15 protein-coding genes are annotated in these 19821 nt (G+C 31.1%); 9 read left to right on the top strand and 6 right to left on the bottom strand.

Annotated elements, in window-relative coordinates:
• Positions 1-11: 11 nt before the first annotated feature.
• From HM985_RS09455 to HM985_RS09430, 6 genes are all read left to right on the top strand, one after another.
• Positions 12-1088, top strand: coding sequence for a hypothetical protein (locus HM985_RS09455; protein WP_179376032.1), 1077 nt, complete (start codon positions 12-14; stop codon positions 1086-1088).
• A 266-nt stretch (positions 1089-1354) separates the two neighbouring features.
• Positions 1355-2110 carry a hypothetical protein gene (locus tag HM985_RS09450; RefSeq protein WP_179314290.1) on the top strand — a complete coding sequence of 252 codons (756 nt, stop codon included), beginning with the start codon at positions 1355-1357 and terminating at the stop codon, positions 2108-2110.
• A gap of 790 nt (positions 2111-2900) precedes the next feature.
• Positions 2901-4004: a toxin-antitoxin system YwqK family antitoxin gene (locus tag HM985_RS09445; RefSeq protein WP_179376031.1), complete on the top strand. Its 1104-nt coding sequence runs from the start codon at positions 2901-2903 to the stop codon at positions 4002-4004.
• A gap of 74 nt (positions 4005-4078) precedes the next feature.
• Positions 4079-4912, top strand: coding sequence for a phosphodiester glycosidase family protein (locus HM985_RS09440; RefSeq protein WP_179376030.1), 834 nt, complete (start codon positions 4079-4081; stop codon positions 4910-4912).
• A 443-nt stretch (positions 4913-5355) separates the two neighbouring features.
• Positions 5356-6990, top strand: a complete 1635-nt coding sequence (locus tag HM985_RS09435; protein ID WP_179376029.1) for a tetratricopeptide repeat protein — start codon at positions 5356-5358, stop codon at positions 6988-6990.
• A 111-nt stretch (positions 6991-7101) separates the two neighbouring features.
• Positions 7102-9429, top strand: coding sequence for a T9SS type A sorting domain-containing protein (locus HM985_RS09430; RefSeq protein ID WP_179376028.1), 2328 nt, complete (start codon positions 7102-7104; stop codon positions 9427-9429).
• Between the two features lie 384 nt (positions 9430-9813).
• Here the strand turns inward: HM985_RS09430 and HM985_RS09425 are convergent, their stop codons facing one another.
• The gene (locus tag HM985_RS09425) at positions 9814-11142 is read right to left on the bottom strand and encodes a sodium:proton antiporter (protein ID WP_179376027.1); all 1329 of its coding nucleotides are present in this window, start codon (positions 11140-11142) and stop codon (positions 9814-9816) included.
• A 282-nt stretch (positions 11143-11424) separates the two neighbouring features.
• Between HM985_RS09425 and HM985_RS09420 the strand changes: the two genes are divergently transcribed.
• Both HM985_RS09420 and HM985_RS09415 read left to right on the top strand, forming a co-directional pair.
• Positions 11425-12114, top strand: coding sequence for a hypothetical protein (locus HM985_RS09420; protein WP_179376026.1), 690 nt, complete (start codon positions 11425-11427; stop codon positions 12112-12114).
• A 13-nt stretch (positions 12115-12127) separates the two neighbouring features.
• On the top strand, positions 12128-12529 hold the full coding sequence (locus HM985_RS09415) for a hypothetical protein (RefSeq protein WP_179376025.1): 402 nt from the start codon (positions 12128-12130) through the stop codon (positions 12527-12529).
• Between the two features lie 156 nt (positions 12530-12685).
• Here the strand turns inward: HM985_RS09415 and HM985_RS09410 are convergent, their stop codons facing one another.
• The gene (locus HM985_RS09410) at positions 12686-13081 is read right to left on the bottom strand and encodes a hypothetical protein (RefSeq protein ID WP_173588619.1); all 396 of its coding nucleotides are present in this window, start codon (positions 13079-13081) and stop codon (positions 12686-12688) included.
• 151 nt (positions 13082-13232) lie between these two features.
• On the opposite strand from HM985_RS09410, the gene HM985_RS09405 reads away from it, so the two are divergent.
• On the top strand, positions 13233-14225 hold the full coding sequence (locus HM985_RS09405) for a hypothetical protein (protein WP_179376024.1): 993 nt from the start codon (positions 13233-13235) through the stop codon (positions 14223-14225).
• A gap of 57 nt (positions 14226-14282) precedes the next feature.
• On the opposite strand, the gene HM985_RS09400 is transcribed toward HM985_RS09405, so the two are convergent.
• The 4 genes from HM985_RS09400 to HM985_RS09385 are packed head-to-tail and all read right to left on the bottom strand — an operon-like array spanning position 14283 to position 19820.
• Entirely contained in the window at positions 14283-14918 is a 636-nt protein-coding gene (locus HM985_RS09400; protein ID WP_179376023.1) for a response regulator transcription factor, read from the bottom strand.
• Positions 14919-14923: 5 nt separating this feature from the next.
• A complete protein-coding gene (locus HM985_RS09395) occupies positions 14924-16891 on the bottom strand; it encodes a tetratricopeptide repeat-containing sensor histidine kinase (protein ID WP_179376022.1) in 1968 nt (655 codons plus the stop codon).
• 23 nt (positions 16892-16914) lie between these two features.
• Positions 16915-19164, bottom strand: a complete 2250-nt coding sequence (locus tag HM985_RS09390) for a tetratricopeptide repeat protein (RefSeq protein ID WP_179376021.1) — start codon at positions 19162-19164, stop codon at positions 16915-16917.
• Positions 19161-19820: a DUF1266 domain-containing protein gene (locus HM985_RS09385; protein ID WP_179376020.1), complete on the bottom strand. Its 660-nt coding sequence runs from the start codon at positions 19818-19820 to the stop codon at positions 19161-19163. Before HM985_RS09385 ends, HM985_RS09390 begins: the two co-directional genes overlap by 4 nt.
• Position 19821: the final 1 nt, after the last annotated feature.

Below are 19821 nucleotides of genomic sequence, written 5' to 3'. Positions count from 1 at the left end.
TAAAAAATACTATGAATAAACATACGAACAGAAACAGCATAGTCTATAAAATCCTCAATTTTAGTAATGTTGTTAAACTAGGTATAATATGCGCTTTCTTTGGCTTCACAACCATTAATGCACAAAGACCAACACTTAAACAAGAGTTGATAAATGATTTAAAGTCTAGTAGTTTTGAAGAATTTGTAGTAACTCAAAAAGATTTTGTAGATAGGTCACCTTCAATTATAGAAAATGAAACACGGAAACGAGGTTTTATATGTAATGAAGATAATGATCAAGACGAACCAAAATTTACAACTGAAAGTTTTGAGACGACGACTACATTTGATAAACCAAAAGCAGTCTCATTGATTGTTAATATTTCAGAAGACATCTCTTTTCAGCAATCTTTTGGAATGGATGGTTCTATAGTTCAGCTAATTTTAAATGTTGAAAACCTGATGTTATTTGCTAATCAAGAATATTCTAATATAGCTTTTAAAACTACAATTCATAACATTACATATAAAGATGGTTCTAGCTCACAAGATGAAATCGTGTTTAATGACCTAAGTTTCGAAATCGATACAATCAAAGAGATTGTAGAGCTAAAAATGACTTTGACTATAGAATACCCAAAACTCAAAGTCTATAAAATAACTGAAGCTTATCAAAAAATAACGGAAGGAGATGAAAGTATTGAAGTCCGTTTCAAAGAAAATAAAGTTCAGATTATAGTGTCCCAAAAAAACACTGAATTTTTAAGCTTAGATGATTCACAACAAATTGGAGCTATACATAAGTCTAAGAAAAATTTAGAAATGATCTCTAGTTCTAGTCATCCAGTACTTAGTGATAGCTCAATGAAAGAGTTAAAAGAAACTATAGAAATTATAAAAACCATACAAAATAAAGTAGATACTGAAGAGATTACAACAAAGGCACAACTCATGGAAGCCATGGAGCAGTTACCAGATACTAACTTTGAATACCATTATTATATAAATAACTGTTATTATGGTGATATTGAAGCGGTGTTGTTTTATTGTAACACAAAAGAGAACGAAAGCATTACGGAAGAAGTTATTATTAAGCCTTTTAAATAAAAACTTTGAGTATAAAAAAATGTTGGGTCTAATTAAGTACTAGGATTTACTAGAAAGTAGAAGGTGATTTTAGCCGTAATATCATAGAAAAAATACTTCTGAAAATTTTAAAATGGGATTTGTTTACTGGCAAGGGTAAAAATTTAATTGGCTACCATAAGATTAATGGAGCAAATATCAAGACATCACTGACGAATATAGATTGGTTGCTTACTTTGAGCGCTTAGTATTATATTTTTATAGCCAACCTATTTAAACAAGCCCAAGTGAAAAGTACTTTTTTTTTCTTAATGATACTCTCAATATTAACGTCATGTCAACAGTCTAAATTGGGTGAAGACAAATTAGACTTAGAAGGTTTTAATTTAAGTTTTAATGTTTCCGATTTTTATGAAGGTGAAATTGAAAAATATGAAATCTTTGAAAGGCAAAAAGATGAGATATTAAACGGAAAAACTAAGGAAGAGATTGGTGATCAATTAGTAGAGTTTTGGGATATAAAACATATACAGATTGATACCATAAATTACCGAAATAATGAAATTTTGGACGATCCTTACAGAGTTATCGGTATACAATACAATATGACTTCATGGTCTCAAAATGACTCTATAGCAGATTTTAATCAAATGAGTTTTCATAAAATAGATATGATGAAAAGTGTCAACGGAGAATTCATAGCCCTTTCTACTCAAAGTGAAGACGATAGTGATGCTGAGTTTGAAGAATTGTTAGCGTATTTAGTTAAAAAACATGGCAAGCCAGAAGTGTCAAAATATAATTTTTTTGGAGATTATTATAATTACAGTTGGCTTACAAATGATAGGTTAATACTTATAAATTCTAAGTATAATAATAAAAAGAACTTACTCAAAATAGGAATAACCATCAATGATAACGACGTTGAGTTTGATACCATGAAAAAACCAACTATTGATACGAGGTTGTTTATTGTTAATAATAAATTTAAAGATTCAATTATGGGGCGTATGTCTTCAGGGGATTGGCTTTATTTAAAATAATAGTTGACGAATAATCATATAATATCAAATTGTAACATTTAAAATAGTTGGTGAATTCAACATTGTTTATGAGTAAAAAAAATGTGAATATTAATAATAAAACTTTAATTCTTAAAGGGCTATTTACTCTATTAGGCGGATTGTGTTTAGCTATCATAGCCCCAATTGTAGTTCAACAATCTAAAATAATACTCTTTTATTTTTTTATTTCATTTTCATTGGTGTTTATACTAATCGGTATTATTTTTTTGATAAAAAAAATGAAAATTTTAGAGAGCTCAGAGGCTATATTAACTAAAATTCTTAATTCTAGAAAAAACGGATTGCAATCCTCTCATCAGAATGTTTTTTACAACCCTATGTATTTTTATGTTTTTCTGGTTGTTTTAATACTCTTAAACATCATTCTGTCTAATGTAATCTAGCCTCATATAATCACTCATAATACGATCGTTTTTATGACGATTCAGCTTTTCAATTTAACGTAGCCATATTATTTAGTATTATCGGATTTTTAAATTCATTTTAAGGAGTCTGGAGTGTGTAAAAAGTAGCATTTAAAATAAAGCGTTACACCTGTCTTTAAGTATAATGATGATTTATTTTATTCAAGACTGTTGGCAATTGAACTCGTTTTTTTATCAGTAAATATCTAGATTTAACGAGTACCCAAATTATATCTTACTAATATAAACGCAATGCTAACGAATATAGATTGGCTAATTACTTCTTGTCTTAACTCACATATCTTTACATCAGTATCAATTATAAATTTCTAAACGGATAAAAGATGTATAAGTTAATCTTAATAATTTGCTTAATTACCATAACAAAATTAAGTGCTCAAGACACCTATTTAATGTGGAATGATGTCGAAACCCAACGTTTTGGTAAAGATGTTTTATTTAAAAACGATAATAAATTCTTAGAAGGCGATTACAAAATTGCTGAGAATAGTGGCGCTTATACCGAAGTCAGTTTTAAGAACGGTAAAATGATAGGTGTCAAGAAGGATTTCGATATGTCTGGAAACATAGAACAAGAAATGACTTTTAATGATAAAGGGCAAGCTAACGGAAAAAGCATTTCTTATTATTCAGATGGAAGCATAAACGAAGACTTTAAGTATCAGGATGGTTTAAAGGAAGGCGAATGGAAAACCTATAATAAAAAAGGAGACTTACAGAGAACAGAATCTTATAAAAATGATTTAAAAGAAGGGAAATGGGTGGTGCATTTAAAGGATGCAAGATTAGGAACAAAATTAATTGAAACCACGTTTTACAAAAATGACAAACCAACAGGTTCTTGGTCACAGAAGACTGAAGATGGTCGTATGATTTGGGAGAAAGAATACACAGCAGCCAAAGATTATGTAATGAAAGATTACCATGTTAACGGCAAATTAGCGTCGGAAGAAACCTATAAAGATGGTAAGTTAGATGGTGTTAGTATGTATTTTGATTCTTCAAGTATTTTGTTGAGTGAAAAGAAATATGCAGAAGGTTATTTAAAATCTGAAACTAATTTTTATGCCAACGGAAATAAAAAAGAAATTGTAGATTCTAAAGATGGTTACAAGGATGGTATTTACAAAAAATATTCTATAACAGGCGATTTAACATTAGAAGGACAATATAAAATTGGTTATCAAACTGGTGTTTGGACCGCTTATACAAGTGACCAAATGCTTCAAAATACGACCACTTTTGTAGATGGTAAAAAGAATGGTATTTATAAAAGTTACAATGCCGCTGGTAATGTGTATAGTGAAGGTTTATATGCAAAGGATGAAAGAACTGGTTTATGGAAATACTTTAAATTAAACGGGAAAATTGAAAAAGAGATAGAATACAAAAACGATAAAATAATCTCTGAAAAAGAATATAATTAATAGGGTTTAATTTCTAAGTCAAAGCACATCAATTACAGATAATAATAAAGTTGAATTATATAATAATTAATAAGATGAAAAATGTTTTATATGTCGTTGTTGCTGTAATAATAGGATGTCTGCTTTTGTCGAGTAAGTTTATTGAAGGTGAAATAATTTGGAAAGAAATTGATGAAGGTTTGTATTATACAACATGTAATGCGCCAATAAAGTCGAGTCATAGTGATAGTAAAATAGATGTTTTAAAAATCTCTTCTAAATTATATGATTTCAATTTGTTGAGTGCCAAAGAAAAAGGAGGTAGCTCTAAAACAGCTAAGGACTGGTCTAAGCAAGAAAATCAAATTGCTGTAATAAATGCAGGCATGTATATGGCAGACCATGCTACAAATATTGGCTATATGAAGAATTTTAACTTCGTAAACAATGGAAGATTAAATAGCGATAATACTGTTGCTGCTTTTAATAGAAAAACGGATAGTGTTCCAGAATTTCAAATCATTGATTTAACCTGTCAAGATTGGGACGTATTAAAAACACAATACAATTCATTCTCACAATCTATTAGGATGATGGATTGTAACCAAAAAAATAGATGGAGTAAGCAAAGTAAAAAATGGAGTATGGTGGTTATAGGCAAGGATAAAGAAGATAATGTCCTTTTTATTTTTTCTCGGTCGCCATATTCGGTGCACGATTTTATTGATATACTCTCTAAATCTTCATTAAACCTACATAATTTAATGTACTTAGAAGGCGGACCAGAAGCCTCTTTTTACTTCAATCATAACAAAACAACTGTAGAAAAAATGGGAAGTTATGAAACGGGCTTCAATGAAAATGATAACAACAATCAATTTTGGAGGATTCCGAATGTCATTGGTATTTCAAAAAAAGTAAGAGACTAAAAAAAAGCGAAGATAGAATAGTTATACGATGCTTTCCAATCTTTAATGAGATTATCAAAATTTGTATATTATAAAGTTTTTTTTAGTTCAGAACAAACAGTAGAAAAGGGTTTATTAGTGAAAATATTTTTTAGAAAACGATAATTATTTACTTACTATTTGTACTACATCCGTAGCCTATAAACATTTCATTTTTATGTCAATATTGAAGAATTACATGTTGTGTTGAAAGTAGGTCGCCTTTCAAATTTTTTAAGTAGGAGATAGAATAAATGAATTTTTCAAATAGAGATATTAGAGTCTGGAGTTAATGCCTAGAATAATTGTAGCGTTTAGTATTAAAATTTAATATTAAGATAACCATTATCTATATTGTTCAAAAGGTTTTAATTCAGTATTCCTCAAATTTTAGTTACATTTAGCCTTGAAAAGGCTAAGATTTAATGCTTACAAAACTACATTTATATATAAAGCTTATTGTTTTATTGATTACAATAGCTAGTTACTCTCAAGTTGATTCTCCAAAAGCTTTAGATGACCAGATAGATAAAGGTATTGAGTTGATGTTTCAAAAAGAACATTCTCAGTCTATTGAGTTATTAATCACTACAGAAGCATTAGCAAAAAAAAATCAATGGTATGAACAAGTTTTTAGATCCACGTTAAACATAGGTTCTAATTATTATTTTCTTTCAGATTATGGTGAAGCTGTTTTATATTACTTAAAAGCCTATGAAGTTGCCATTGAACATTTAGATTCTCGACAGGAAATGACGGTGCTTAATAATATTGGTATTCTTTATTTTCAAGAAGAAGATTTATTACAGGCTAAGAATTATTTCTTTAAAGCGTACCAAAAGGCAAAATTAGTAGGAGATGAGGTCAAAGTGGGCTATTATGCGGTGAATTTGGCTTTGGTGTCTAATAAAATGAAAGCTCCTGATTCGGCTCAAATTTATATTGAGGAGGCCTTACCTTTATTGAAGAATGAGCCTAAAGTTTTAGTAACAGGAAAGATGGCGCAGTCTGAAATGTTTCTCTTAAAAAAACAATATGCCAAATCTGAAGACATTGCTCTCAATTTATTACCCAAGTTTCAAGATATATCACAAGTAGAAAATAGAGTTTTTATTCTATTGGTTTTAGCACAAATTAATGAAGATCAAAACCGTTTAGATAAAGCGCTTTATTATGGTATTGAAGCTCGGAATACGCAACCAGGCGTTGAGAATAGAGAAGAAGTCTATAGCTATTTGTCTAATTTATATGGTAAAAAAGGACAACTCGAAAAGGCTCTAGTTTATAAAGATTCTGTAATTATTGCTTCGGATTCGCTAGCCGATATTAGAAATAGTAAACTGTTTGAAACTGAAAAAGTAAAGTTTCAAATTCAAAATTATCAACATGAACTTTCTGAAAGTAAAGAAGTCTTAAAGCAAGAGCGACGCTTCTTTTATAGTATCATCGGAATCACATTACTCAGTATGGGGTTTATCTTGTGGATTTTTAGAAGTAATTCCATAAAACATAAACAACGGAAAACCATTGTAGAATTAGAGTTAGCTAAAGAGAAAAGCGATTATTTGCTTATTCAAAAACAATTGCATGAACAAGAAACTTTAGCGCTATTGGAACAAGAACGTTTTAAAAACGAATTAGAAGTTAAAAATAGAAAACTTACCGCTAAAGCTTTGTATTTGTCTAGTAAGAATGATTTAATCGAAGAAGTGCTACAGTCGCTATCTCAGAATACAGAGATTGTGGAAAACCTTGAATTAAAAAAACAGATACGAGAGTTAAAGAATCACCTTAAAACAGATACCCAATGGGATAGTTTTTTTACGCACTTTGAAGAAATTAATCAAGGGTTTTTAGATAGGCTGAAGCATAAACATGATAAACTGACGCCAAGTGATATTCGGTATATCACTTATTTATACATGAATTTATCAAATAAAGAAATTGCATCGCTTTTAAACATTACACCGCAATCTTGCAGGAAACGTAAGGAGCGACTTTCTAATAAGTTAAATATTCCCGGTAACACTACACTTCATAACTATTTATCCATGATATAATTTCTGTGTCACACTAAAAGAACAGTAGTGTCACGGAATGTCACGCTTAAAATAGGGTGCTAACGATTCGTTGTATCTATATTTATCGCCCTAACTTAAATACAAGATATTATGAAACAACGAATTACTTTACTATTTTTTTTCTTAAGCGTTATTATTTCAATCAAAGCCACTGCTCAAATTGAATTTGAAGGAGCAAACGCTTATGGACAATTACTTGATGTTACTTATAGTAAAACGCAAGAAGATGTCATTTATGCGCTTACCTTAACGAATCATATTGTAACGTCTACGGATGGTGGTGATACTTGGACTGTTTTGTATTCAGACCCTTTAGATAATTATGCAAGATTATTAGATCTTAAACTTATTAATGAAGGGGCTGCATTAAGTTTTAATGTTAGAGCAGAAGGTACTGATTACAACAAGATAATCATATTTGATTTAGCTACAGCTTCTATTGTGCAGACGTTTTCACCACCAAACTCATATGAATTTGATATTTTAATTGAATCCTATGATATTTCAAATTCTAATAATGATGTGGTGTTAATGCATACGACCTATTCTTTGGCAGGTGCCTATACTCATGAGGTGTTTTATACTTCTAATGGTGGTTTAAACTGGAGCTCTGTTTATTTTAGTACTATTAACGATCATGTTGCTGTAAACAATGTAAGTATTTCTCCTAGTGATGATAACAAGCTATTTCTTATGCGAGGTGGTTCTACAACTAGAGAGTTAGGTGGAGTCTTTGTTTCCTTAGATGCAGGACAAACTTGGGAAAATAAAATACCAGGAAACACTTATGATGCTATAGCTTTTAACCCAGATAATTCAAATGATATATTATTGGGAACGGGTTATGGTTACGACACTCATATAGAAAACTTATACCGTTCTTTAGATGGCGGATCTACTTGGGCCATTGTACCTATTACGTGGACCACAATGTCTACTGATAATATTAATAAGATTGAGTTTAACCCAACCAATGCTAATGAAATCATCGTTTTAGAAGAAAATGAAATGGTTGTGTCTTCAGATAATGGAGCTACTTGGGAAAACTATGTTTATAGCGAAATAGATCCAGAAGCCTATTACTATGGTCTAGCAGCATCTTATAATCCTTTTGTGGCTAATGAACTCTTAATTACAACTAATTTTTATCCATTCTTAACGACAGATGGAGGTTTAACGCTTAGTAAATTAGAAAACCCTTTTATTAATTCAACAGGAACTATTGCCGCTTTCTCTTCTGAGAGCGAAAATCACGTTTATCACGGTATGCGTTTAGGTTACATGCATAAAGATTTACAAAATGATACTGAAGAAGGCTATTTTCTTCAATCGTTAACTCAAGGATTTGGATCTGGTGTAAAAGTGTTTGCTGATCCTGTTGTACCTGGTCGTGTATTTATCGGTAATAGATCATCGAATACATCATATATTAACGTGAGTTCAGCACATGGTGCAGATTTAAAATTGATTGCGAGTTCAATGTTCTTCTTAATTTTAGAGGACGTATCTACATCTATTGCCAACCCAAATATTAGTTGGATATCTACAGGTATAGAAGTACATAAAGTAGATTTAACCGATTTGGATAATATTATTGATGAGAATATTGCTGTCCCTGATTTAGGCGAGGTTATAACGGCAGTACAAGTAGATAGTGATGCTGCAACTACTATTTTCATTGCACAAGGTGTTGATTTTTATAAATCGACTGATGATGGTGCCACTTGGAATATAAGTACTGTTGGTTTAGAAGCTTTAGAAGTTGGTGATCATTTAATAGTCGATATAGAGCAAAACCCTTTAAATGCAAATCAGTTGTTGTTATCTACTACTGCAGGTATCTATTTATCTGAAGACAAAGGAGATTCTTGGGTTTCTATTTCAACAGAATTTACGGATAACGTTGCCTTTTCATCTGTTACAGAGAATACCATAGTAGGAGTTACACATTACTCTGATGGATTTAACGTGCCGTTGCCAGTGGCCAAAGCAAAAATTATCATCAGCACGGACTTAGGAGGTACTTGGACTGAAATATCACCAGGGAGGTTAAACTATCCTTTTACAGAGTCTTCTGCATTTATTTTTACTGAAGATGCAGTAAGTGTTTATTTGGGAGTACACGATTTAGGTTTAATAAAATATGATATTGATTTAGAAACCTTATCCGTTAATTCTGAAATATTAAATGATACCCCAATTCAATTATACCCAAACCCAACCAAAAATAGCTTTTCAGTACACAGTGATGCTAACGTAATAGCTGTTACTATTTATACTTTAACTGGTCAAGACGTTAAAACTGTTAAGAACCCTAATGATGAGATTAATGTTAGTGATTTATCACCAGGAGTATATTTGGTAAATGTAAAAACGACTAAAGGTAGTATTACTAAGCGATTACTAAAGTCTAATTAGTGTTATAAGCTTTCCCTAAAAGTTTTATAGCTTATTAGTTTTTGTATCACTTAAGAACTGAAATTGATTAGGAACCCATTTTATGTAATGATCATCTCATTATTTAGAATAGGGTTCCTTTCTATATCATATAGTTTGTGGTTCTATATACTATATTTAATTTCACAAGGACTTAAAAAACAATGCAACTTCTTCTTCAAAGATAACCATCGGAATACACCGTAATAGATTATTAAAGTTTTAGATAGATTATTCAAATTTTGTTGTTACTTCAAGAATAATTCGATTTTTATTGATTTAATATTAATTCACTTAAATAGATAAAAAAAGCTCATATGAAAAATAGGAGCTTTTTTTTATAAACGTTCTGCATTATAATCACTACTACATAAATATAAGTTGCGTAAGTATATATATAGGTAATAAAATAATTAATGAGAATTTAATCATATACCCAAAAAAGCTGGGCATTTTAATCTTATGATCTTCGGCAATAGATTTTACCATAAAATTAGGTCCATTACCAATGTAGGTTAATGCACCAAAGAAAACAGCACTTGTCGCTATAGCACTTAGAATACTTTCTGCTACATTAGCAACCAATGGAATACTATCAGCATAAGGAATGCTTGAAGCTACACTATGAAAAGCTACAGCCGTTGGTGTATTATCTAAAAAGGCACTAAGAAAACCTGTAGCATAATAGTAGTGCCAAGGATCAGTAAGTCCCATATTTGGGGCGTGTTGACTTAGAAATATTAGGGTTGGTGTCATAGTAATAAATATACCAATGAATACAACAGCAACTTCTACAATAGGTCCCCAAGAAAATTTGTTACTTTCTCGTATTTTATTTGGTGTTGTAAAGTAAGCAAGTGCTGTTAATGCTATTAAAACAATTTCTCTTAAATGCTTAAGCCAATAGGGAGCATTTTCTTCACCCATTTCAGGAATTACATCATGATTAATAAAGGCTACAGAAAAAACAACACCTAGTAAAAAAATGAAATTAATAGCACCTGTAATACGTATAGGTTTTATTTCGGTTGCATCAGCAGATAAGTTTGCTGCAGGTTCTTTTTTATAATAGTAAGCGTCAATAAAATAATAAGCTGTAAGCAATAATACACCTACAAAAGCCCATTCTGGTAATAAACTAAAAAACCAAGTAAAACTAGCGCCTCTTAAATATAGCATAAGTAATGGAGGATCTCCAAGCGGAGTTAAAAGCCCACCACAATTGGCTACTGCAGCTATAAAAAATAGAATAGTATGTACACTAAATTGTCTTTGTTTGTTAATATTTATAACAGGTCGAATTAATAACATGGCAGCACCAGTAGTTCCCATAAAAGAGGCGAGAAGAAATCCAATTCCTAAAAAAAAGGTATTTACTTTTGGTTTTGCTTTTATATCTCCACTTAGGTGTATACCGCCTGTAATCACAAATAAAGATGTTAATAGCACAATAAAAGGCAGGTAATCTCCCAATATCTGATGCTTTAAATGTTCAGTGAGATCCATGTGTACTAGATAGTATATTGTAGGTACACTCAGCACTGTAGAAATAATTAATTTGTTCTTATTATTTTCCCACCAATGCTCAGCAATTAATGGTCCGACGGCTATTGCTAATAAGATTATAAAAAAAGGAATTGAGGGCCAAAGAGGGATTTCTGTGGCTAACTCAGGGTTACTATTTATTAACAACATAGGGTGTGTTTTAATGGACTATTTTATGTAGTACTAATTTAAGTATTTTAACTTAAATGATCTTGACATTGAATATTTAATTTTAACACTTTTGATTAAAAAATTAATTTATTTAATAATTGTTTTCTAAATGTTAAGATTTAAGTGTGTTTTAAGTTTTTTATTAATATTTCGTTCTTTCTAAAACACTTTTAATTTCTACATGTTTACAATATCCCTGAAAACAGTTAGAAATATTTAACGCTATTACTCCAACTTTGTATAAAATAAAAAAATACAATTATGGATTTTAAAACAATGTTACAATTACCAGTATTAGATACTAATGCCGTTTTAAAGATAGTTCAAGAAATAGCAGACATAGAAAGAAAAGAAGATAGACCTCGTATGCCTAAAGTTTCAATATCTACACATTCAGGTAGTGCTTCTGGTTTTTTTGTAAATCATGATGCCGAAAAGAAAGTTGTTTTATTATGTGATATTTATGATCGTGATGCACAATTTCAATATATAGAAGTAAATTCAATTTCTTCGATCTCTTTGAGTAACATTAATAAGTATGGTTACCTTTTATCGGATGGGAAAATTCCTTTCGTACCAAGCGCAGATGAAATTCCTACTGTACTTCAACTTAAAAAAGATATAAAAGCGTTAGAATTAGAAGTTAAAGCAGTTTTAGAAAAAGAAATTTCTATAGTTTATATCCATGAAGGTACTCCCGAAGATCTTGATAAATTTTATGCTTTAAAAATAGTTTCGTTATTAAAAGAAACGCTTTCTAGTATAGCAGCTGATAATTTAGCAAAAGAAGCATTTTCAGAATCTATTTCAACAATAAATTTTAATTTAGGTAGCGAAAATAAATCAAGTTTAGAAAAAGATGTACTTTCGATTACTGTAGATACATCTAAAGGTTTAAAAAGCTTCCCGAAGGCAAAAGAATTACAAACACAAATAGAAAAGCAATTGTAAAAACACGAATGATATGAAAGAATTAAATGTAATTCAGCGTATAGAATTAAGAATTAAAAAAGACGAACATAAAGAAGAGCTATTTAAGCTTTCGCAATGTGATTATAGCTTTTCGTCTACATACTATCCAAACGAAGAACAAGAAAGAGGGGTAGATGTAAATTTATCTGGCGCTATGAGGAACGAGATGAGCACGCTATTTTTAGAATGGTTATCTCATAAACCAGGCGATTGGTCAGGTAGTTTGAAAATTTATTATCAAAACCAAGAAGAACCTGTTGTTAGTTTTGTATTTGATAATGCTATAATTCATAATTACAGTCAGTCATTTTCAGAGAACAATGTACAGTCTCAAGATTATTACTTTAGTGCGATATTAACAGGTGTCGTTTTAAATGATGTAAAACTAAATTAAGCACAACATATTACAATAAAAAAAGCCTTTAAGAGATAAATCTTAAAGGCTTTTTTATTTCAGATATCAAAAAATATTGAAGTATACAAAAAGGGAAAGCGTATTACGTTTTCCCTTTTTGTATTGATACTTAGACGTTATAAAAAAAATATAATTCTATAAGTTGTTTTCTAAATACTCACGAATGGTTAAATCTATAAAATAACCACTGTGGTGCCCTCCCCAACATGCTGTTAATGAAAATACGCCATCTTCTAATTTTAATTCTTTTTTAGCTTCAGCACCTTCGTTTGGGATGCAATAGACTTCAATAGCGTTTATACTTTCTGCGACAGCTTCTTTTCCCATGTCGTCTTTGCAAACTAATTTTAGTCCGTCTGTAAGGCGTTGTAAACATACACTTGGTACAAATTTAATAAAATCCATTTCAAAGGTATCCCAATTGATATTTATTGGTAATTCTTTACCAACAATCTCATTAATTTCTTTTTGGTAATTTCCTAAATATTGGTCTTCTATTGATTTTGCAGCTCTTTTTTCCTGTAATCCCATAATATGTGGTTTTTAGTTTTATTAATGTCTCAAAGGTATAGGATGTATTAATAGTAAAAACACCACTATTAAGGGAATGTGCAAACTCACTGAATTCCGTGAGTATTTGCTACGCGTGTTATGCTACATTTATTTTTTAAACAAAGAAAGGATGAAAATTACAATTATAAGTATTATTTGTATTCTAATTATAGGACTTATTGTTGCAGGCTGTGCAAATTACATCGGAATTCCTAAAAAGAAAGCTGCTGCTAATTTAGAAGAATATTTACAAAAAAAATATAAAGGAAGACTTACCTTTAGTGATTTAAGCTTGTTTTTCAATGCAGCAACTATGGATCCTAATATGTATGGTATGCTTATCTATGATAAGGACATCCCTGAAATTGAATTTTATACACATCTTAATCTAAAAAACATATTAGAAAACGACAGCTTGCCAATGTACCCTACTGTAGATTCAATGACTGTTGACGATTTATATAAAGGTGCCGTAAAGCGCTATGAAGCGAGACAAGCTGTTAAAGCCGATTTTAAAAATGAAATTCCTGAAATACATTTTTCTACAGAAATTATTGATTTAAATTTTAAGGCAGATGTAAAACCAAATGAACTAGAAGCTATCGTGGCACGTTTTATAGATCGGTTAAGTCAATCTATAGAAGAGTTAGATTCTGCATATCAATTTAGTTTACGGATTAGAACAGCGAGTCATCCAGAAGGTTTTATGATCATTCCGCTAGAAGTTGAAGATAGTAAATGGCAAGCTAACCCAATGTTATTGTCCGAAAAAGCAGTGGGTTTTGAAACTTTAAAAACAATGATTCTAAAAAATATACAGGCAAAAATAGAAATACCATACCCTTATTTTAAAATTACTGAAAGCAGCAAAATTTATATGGATAAATCTTCTTTGTCTAGAGGTGCTTGGATACAATATTTAGAAGATAAAAGAATTGTAAATAATAGAAAAGAGAAATGGAGAAATCCACAGACCGGAATTTATGTTGTCTATTTTGATTTAGATACCAAATTTATTTATCGAGGAGAATTGCTAACAGAAGAAAATGATAAAGATTCTTACGTTGAAGAACTAAGACAATTAATAAAGACGGTAGAAGCAGAGGGGATAAGAACAAAATAAATGATCTTTTAGTGTAAATAAAAGCGGCTTGAAAGTGGTATTCAAGCCGTTTTTATATTAATCAAATAATCCAGATTCTATAGCGTATTTTACAGCTCCGGTTGTGGTTTTAGAGCCTGTTTTTAAAAGAATATTTTTTCGGTGTGTCTCTACGGTATTAACAGAAATAAATAACTTTTCTGAAATTTCTTTAGACGTTAGCTCATCTGCCAAAAGCGCTAATACTTCTTTTTCACGAGGCGAAAGTTCTATGTTTTTATACTTTTTACGTTCAAAAACACTTTCCATATAACGTTGCTTAATCAATTCTGAAAAATATTGTTCATTACCTAAAACGGTAAGCACTGCTTTTTGTAACTCTTCTTTACTCGTAAATTTAGGTACAAATCCATCTGCACCTTTCTGAATGACTTTATGTACCGTTCTGTGGTTATCTAGCATACTCAGCATTATAATTTTTACACTCGTATGTTTTTTCTTAATCTCGGTAAGTAACTCTATGCCGTCCATTTTTGGCATACTAATATCACTTATAATTAAACCAATTTCAAACTGATTGAGTAATCTAATTACTTGTTTGCCTTCGGTAGCTAAATGTATCTCACCAATTTCTTCCATATCGCTTAATATGGTATTTATGCCTTCTAAAAACATAAGATGATCGTCTGCTATAATGATGTTTGTTTTCTTCAAAATCTTTAAATTATAGGAATATTTATGGTAATCGATGTTCCGTTACCAGGACTACTATCAATATCTAAATCACCTTCAACTTTGTGTAAACGTTCTTTAATATTACGAAGTCCTATACCTTGTTTTTTATTCTTTTTAAAGCCTTTACCATTGTCATTTATTACAATATTTAAATGGTCTTCATGCTTGGTCAATTGTACGTCTGCATGTGTAGCCTCTGCATGTTTTAAAATATTATTTATAAGTTCTTGCACAATACGATAAGCATCTGCAAGAAGTAATTCTGGTAATTGATCGATTTCTTCTTCAGGAAAAAAGAAGGTCTGAATTTCGATAGGTGATTTTGTTGAGATTTGATCAATAAAATCATTTAAGAAACTGGTAAATCCTATTTTCGAGAAAGAGAGAGGATGTAGTTGATGAGAAAGACTACGTACATCTACACAAGCACTACTTATAGCTTTTGCTATTCTATTTGATTGTGATTGATCGTGATTACTTTCAACATAATGTTCAAAAGCTATTTTTATTCCTGCTAAATCACTTCCTATGCCATCATGTATTTCTCGTGCTAATCTAGAGCGTTCTTCATCCTGGCCTTCTTGGTAACGCTCAATAACAGATAGTTTATGATCCTTCATCATTTCACTAATCTTTTGCTTGGCATTTTCTTCCTGTTGTAGGCTTAATTCTTTTTGCACACGCAAACGTTGAATATAGAAAAGTCTTAAAATTATTAAGGTTAGTAACACTAGGCCAAACCCAGCAATAAGCACATTTCTAATTAATTTTTGTCGTTTTACAGTCAGCTCTACTTTTTGCAACTCGGCATCACTTAATTTTTGCTCTTTTTCTAAAAGTTGAATGCGGGTTTCCTTTAATTCGGTTTCGTAACGTTCTTGAATGTTAGCGACATATTTTTCTTTGTCTAGTGAGTTTTGTTCTTCTCCAGTAATAACCCCTTTTTGATAAAATTTTAAAGCATTTTCGTAATCGCCATCTTCTTCGTAAAGTTGTGCTAAATTTTTATAAATATCAGAATTATAAAGCTGAAGCGATTGGTTTTGGCCTATAGATAAGGCTTTTACAAAGGCTGCAATAGCTTCTTTTCTATGTCCTAATTTACTTTCGCATAATCCTAAATCATTTAATACAATAACAAGATCTGAATTAAATTTAAGGGCTTCTAAAAGCGACATTGTTTTGCGTAAAGCAATCACTGCTTCTTTACAACGGCCTTCTTCAACAAGCATTTGCGAAAGGTTAATATTAACATAAGCAATTACGGCTTTATTACCTTCTTTTTCTCTGTAGCCTAAAACCGTTTGGTAATGTTCTCTTGCTTGGTCAAATTTCCCTTCTTCTTTTAAAATATTAGCAAAATTAAATAAGGTAGTAAGTACCCCATCATCATCGCCCAACTCTCTGTAAAGATTTGCTGCACGATCTAAGTTTTCTGCGGCTTTTTTATATTCTTTTTGAAGTAAATAAAGTGTTGCTATATTTTGATAGGCATTGGATTCTTGTACTTTATTCTTTGTTAGTTTAGCATAATTTAAACACTGAATAAAACTATCCATAGCTTCAGGATATTGCCCTAGGTTTTTGTAGCCTAAGGCTAATATATTATAGCAAGCTGCTAATCCTTTTTCAACTTTAACAGCTTTAAGTAAGGTAATTGCTTCGGTAGTGTACGTTATAGTACTTTTATAATCGCCTGAAATATTTCCTAAATTTCCTAAAGCATACAAGGCGCGAGCCACTTGTAAGTCCATTTCTAAAGCTTTACTCTGTTCTAACCATTTTAAAGCTGCTTTTTTAGCGACTTGTGGGCTTTTATATAGATTATTGCTGTAAACAATAGAAAGTGAGTCTATTTTTGATGTATTCTGTGTTGTTTGTGCAACAACGACATTAAATACGTTCAAAAAAAAGAATAAAATAAGTAGGTTATATTTTGAGTGAATTTTCATTTGACGAGCGAAATTAATGACTTTTAAACGAAATAGTCTGCTCTTATTCTAGTTTTCATTTCATTTAACATTTCTAGCTCTCCGTTTTCAAATTCTATATTTCGTTTAGAAATGCTTTCTAGTAAATTATGTTGAAGAAAGATATCCTCTTTATGATGTTTTTGTGCAATTTCTAAATGCTCTAATAGGGCCGTTTCAGACGGATTGTCTTTACTTAAATACATGGCATTGTATTTTGTGTAATCTTCTACATTATCCAAACCTTTATCCATGTTTTTTATAGCTCTTAACATGACATGATATTGGTCTTTTGGGAAATTAATAAATGTTTTTTTAGGATAACTTTGCAATAGATTTTTATACGCAATTTTAGCATCTTTATATCTTTTATCTTGTTGTAAAGTATTGGCATAATCAAAATCTAGTTGCCAATCTCTGGCTTCTGGCACCTCTTTTTTGATGGTTTCACAAAGGGCAATAGTTGTTTTATTATCAAAACCTGCTGTTAAACAATCTAAGGCTAATTTTAAATAACAGGCTTTGTTAGTTGAAAGCTCTGCTGCCATTTTTAAAGATTCTGCCCCAGCAGTATTATCTCTTAACATCCATTGAATGAATCCGTTATTTCTGTACTCACTGAATGTTGTTGGGTTATCTATTAAATCATCGGCAGTGGCTTTACCTAATTCTTCTGGGTGTTCTAAAAACGTATAATAACAAATCCATTGAAAAACAGGTTTTAATTCTGTCGGTAACTGCTCTTGCTCAAAATTATAAATGGCGTATTTATGGCATTCTTCGTAATCTCCCATTTCTACAAGTACTTCAATACACATATTCATTGTACTAAAATAATCCGAATCATCATCCTCATAAAAGTTGATTTCTTCTTGCATATCTTCAAAAAAGGCCGTGTAATTATGGTTTATTCTATGAATATTCATTCGTAAATTATACAACCAAGGCGCAAAAGAATGTTTTGGTAACGGAAAATCTGCAAGCGCTTCATTAATCACCTCTAGCGCTTCATCAAATCTATGTAATCTAAATAATGCTCGTGCTTGAAAAAATAAGGTTTTAAGCGTTGGTGTTTCTCTGCGATGAAACTGTACAACGATATCTAAAATACCTTGCCAGCTTTCTATTCTACCATTAACCTCTAGTAAATATTGTAAATATTCACTCATTCTTAATCCGTTTCTAAAAGCCTCGTGGTAGGCAACTCCTGTTTGGTTATAGTCTTTGTCAAGGAAATAAGATTTTGCTTTTAGAACATGAAGTAACGGGTTTTTAGGGTTTAAAGCTAAACCGCGTTCTACACAAGCCTCAATAGTTGGTTTGTGTTTTGTATGATAATATCCTGCATTTCCTATCAACACATATTGATGCTGTGCCGATTGCCAACCTGAGTTTGCTAAGGCTTTCATATAGGTTTGATACTCCTCAAAATTGCTGTAGTTTTCCTCTGGAAATTCCGGTTCAGGCGGTGTTGCTACTATTTGAGATACAAAATCATATCTCATAAAATTCTTAGCAAAATCAGCTAATAATAAGCGTGTGTGATCTGTTAAATCGAAATGTTTCCATTCTTTATCCCATAGCTTTTTTATTTCTGCCGACCATTTTGACCAAATCTCGACTTGTATCATTGCTAGGTTTTTACCAGCTTGATCTAAACGATCATCTAATTGTAAGCCTTTTAGAACCGTTTTATTATGGGTAGCCGATGCTAAATCTAATAATTCAAAACAATCTGCTTCTTCGGAAGATGCGCATAACTGTTCTAACTGAGCCGATTGAATATCCCAAAGTAATAAACGTGCTTCTGTTAACGCAGGATAACATTCTAAAACATATTTAAGTGTGATAATAGCTTCTTCAAATCGTTTGTCTTCTTGAAGTTTTAACGCGTAATGGATATGTAAGGTTTCATTATATGAATACGTCATTAATGCCGTTTCATATACCCATTCTTTACACTCTTTATAGTAACTACAAACATATTCGTAATCGGAAGGTAATACTTCATTTATATCTATTAAAGCTTGTAAATAAGACTCCATAACGTCCATATTCATTTCTTCAAAAGCACCAAGATAAAGCATGTAAATACGATAATATCTGGCATTATCGGCAAGATTGTTATCTCCTAATACGTCAAAATTTTCTTGAATATTGCTTATTACAGATTGTAAAGGCGCATAAAGGTTAGCTTTATAAAGTGCTTCTGCATGCTCAATTTGTTTTATAACTTCTCTTCTTGTTAAACTCATTTTTTCCATGTTTTAAACCAGTCGGCATGTTCTATATGTAAACGTTGGTAGCAGTCCCAAAGCGTCGCTGTTCCTGGAAATTTACTCACATCTTGTTCTGTTGCTCCCAAAGCGTATTCGTCTCCTAAACATACGTTACGATGAAAATCACTCCAACTAGAAAAGGTCGATTTTATAGTGTCATTAGCTTCTTCTAAACGTAAAATCATTTCATCTGTATCCATAAAACCTAATACGTGACCTAAACGCATTTGAAAAATATAAAAGGCCATTTCGTACCCCATAAGTTTTTCTTTTTTTAGACTAAAGCGGTATTTCCATACCATTTTATAAATGCCTTTGGTTCTTGGGCTTTCTTCGGCATTATATTTGGCATCAAAATCGGTTGTGGTAATCATACGAAACTCTGAAGCCAATTTTTCAAAATTATGAGATACCATTTGTCCGTTTTCATAGCGTTGTAAACTATTGCGTAAGTGCAAACCAGATTTTATGCCAAATAAACTTAAAAGGCGTTTGGCTTGCTTTACATGCATTTGGTTTTCTAAATCGAAACCAGACCAACTTGTTAAATCTGCGTTTTTATAATTTTTCTTTAAAATCAAGGCCGATAAATTTAATTGGTCTTGTATTTCGGGTGTGATCTCTTGTGTCATT

Source organism: Winogradskyella wichelsiae (assembly GCF_013403925.1).
In the GTDB taxonomy this organism is placed as follows: domain Bacteria; phylum Bacteroidota; class Bacteroidia; order Flavobacteriales; family Flavobacteriaceae; genus Winogradskyella; species Winogradskyella wichelsiae.
This window is presented reverse-complemented; position numbering and strand designations above follow the sequence as displayed.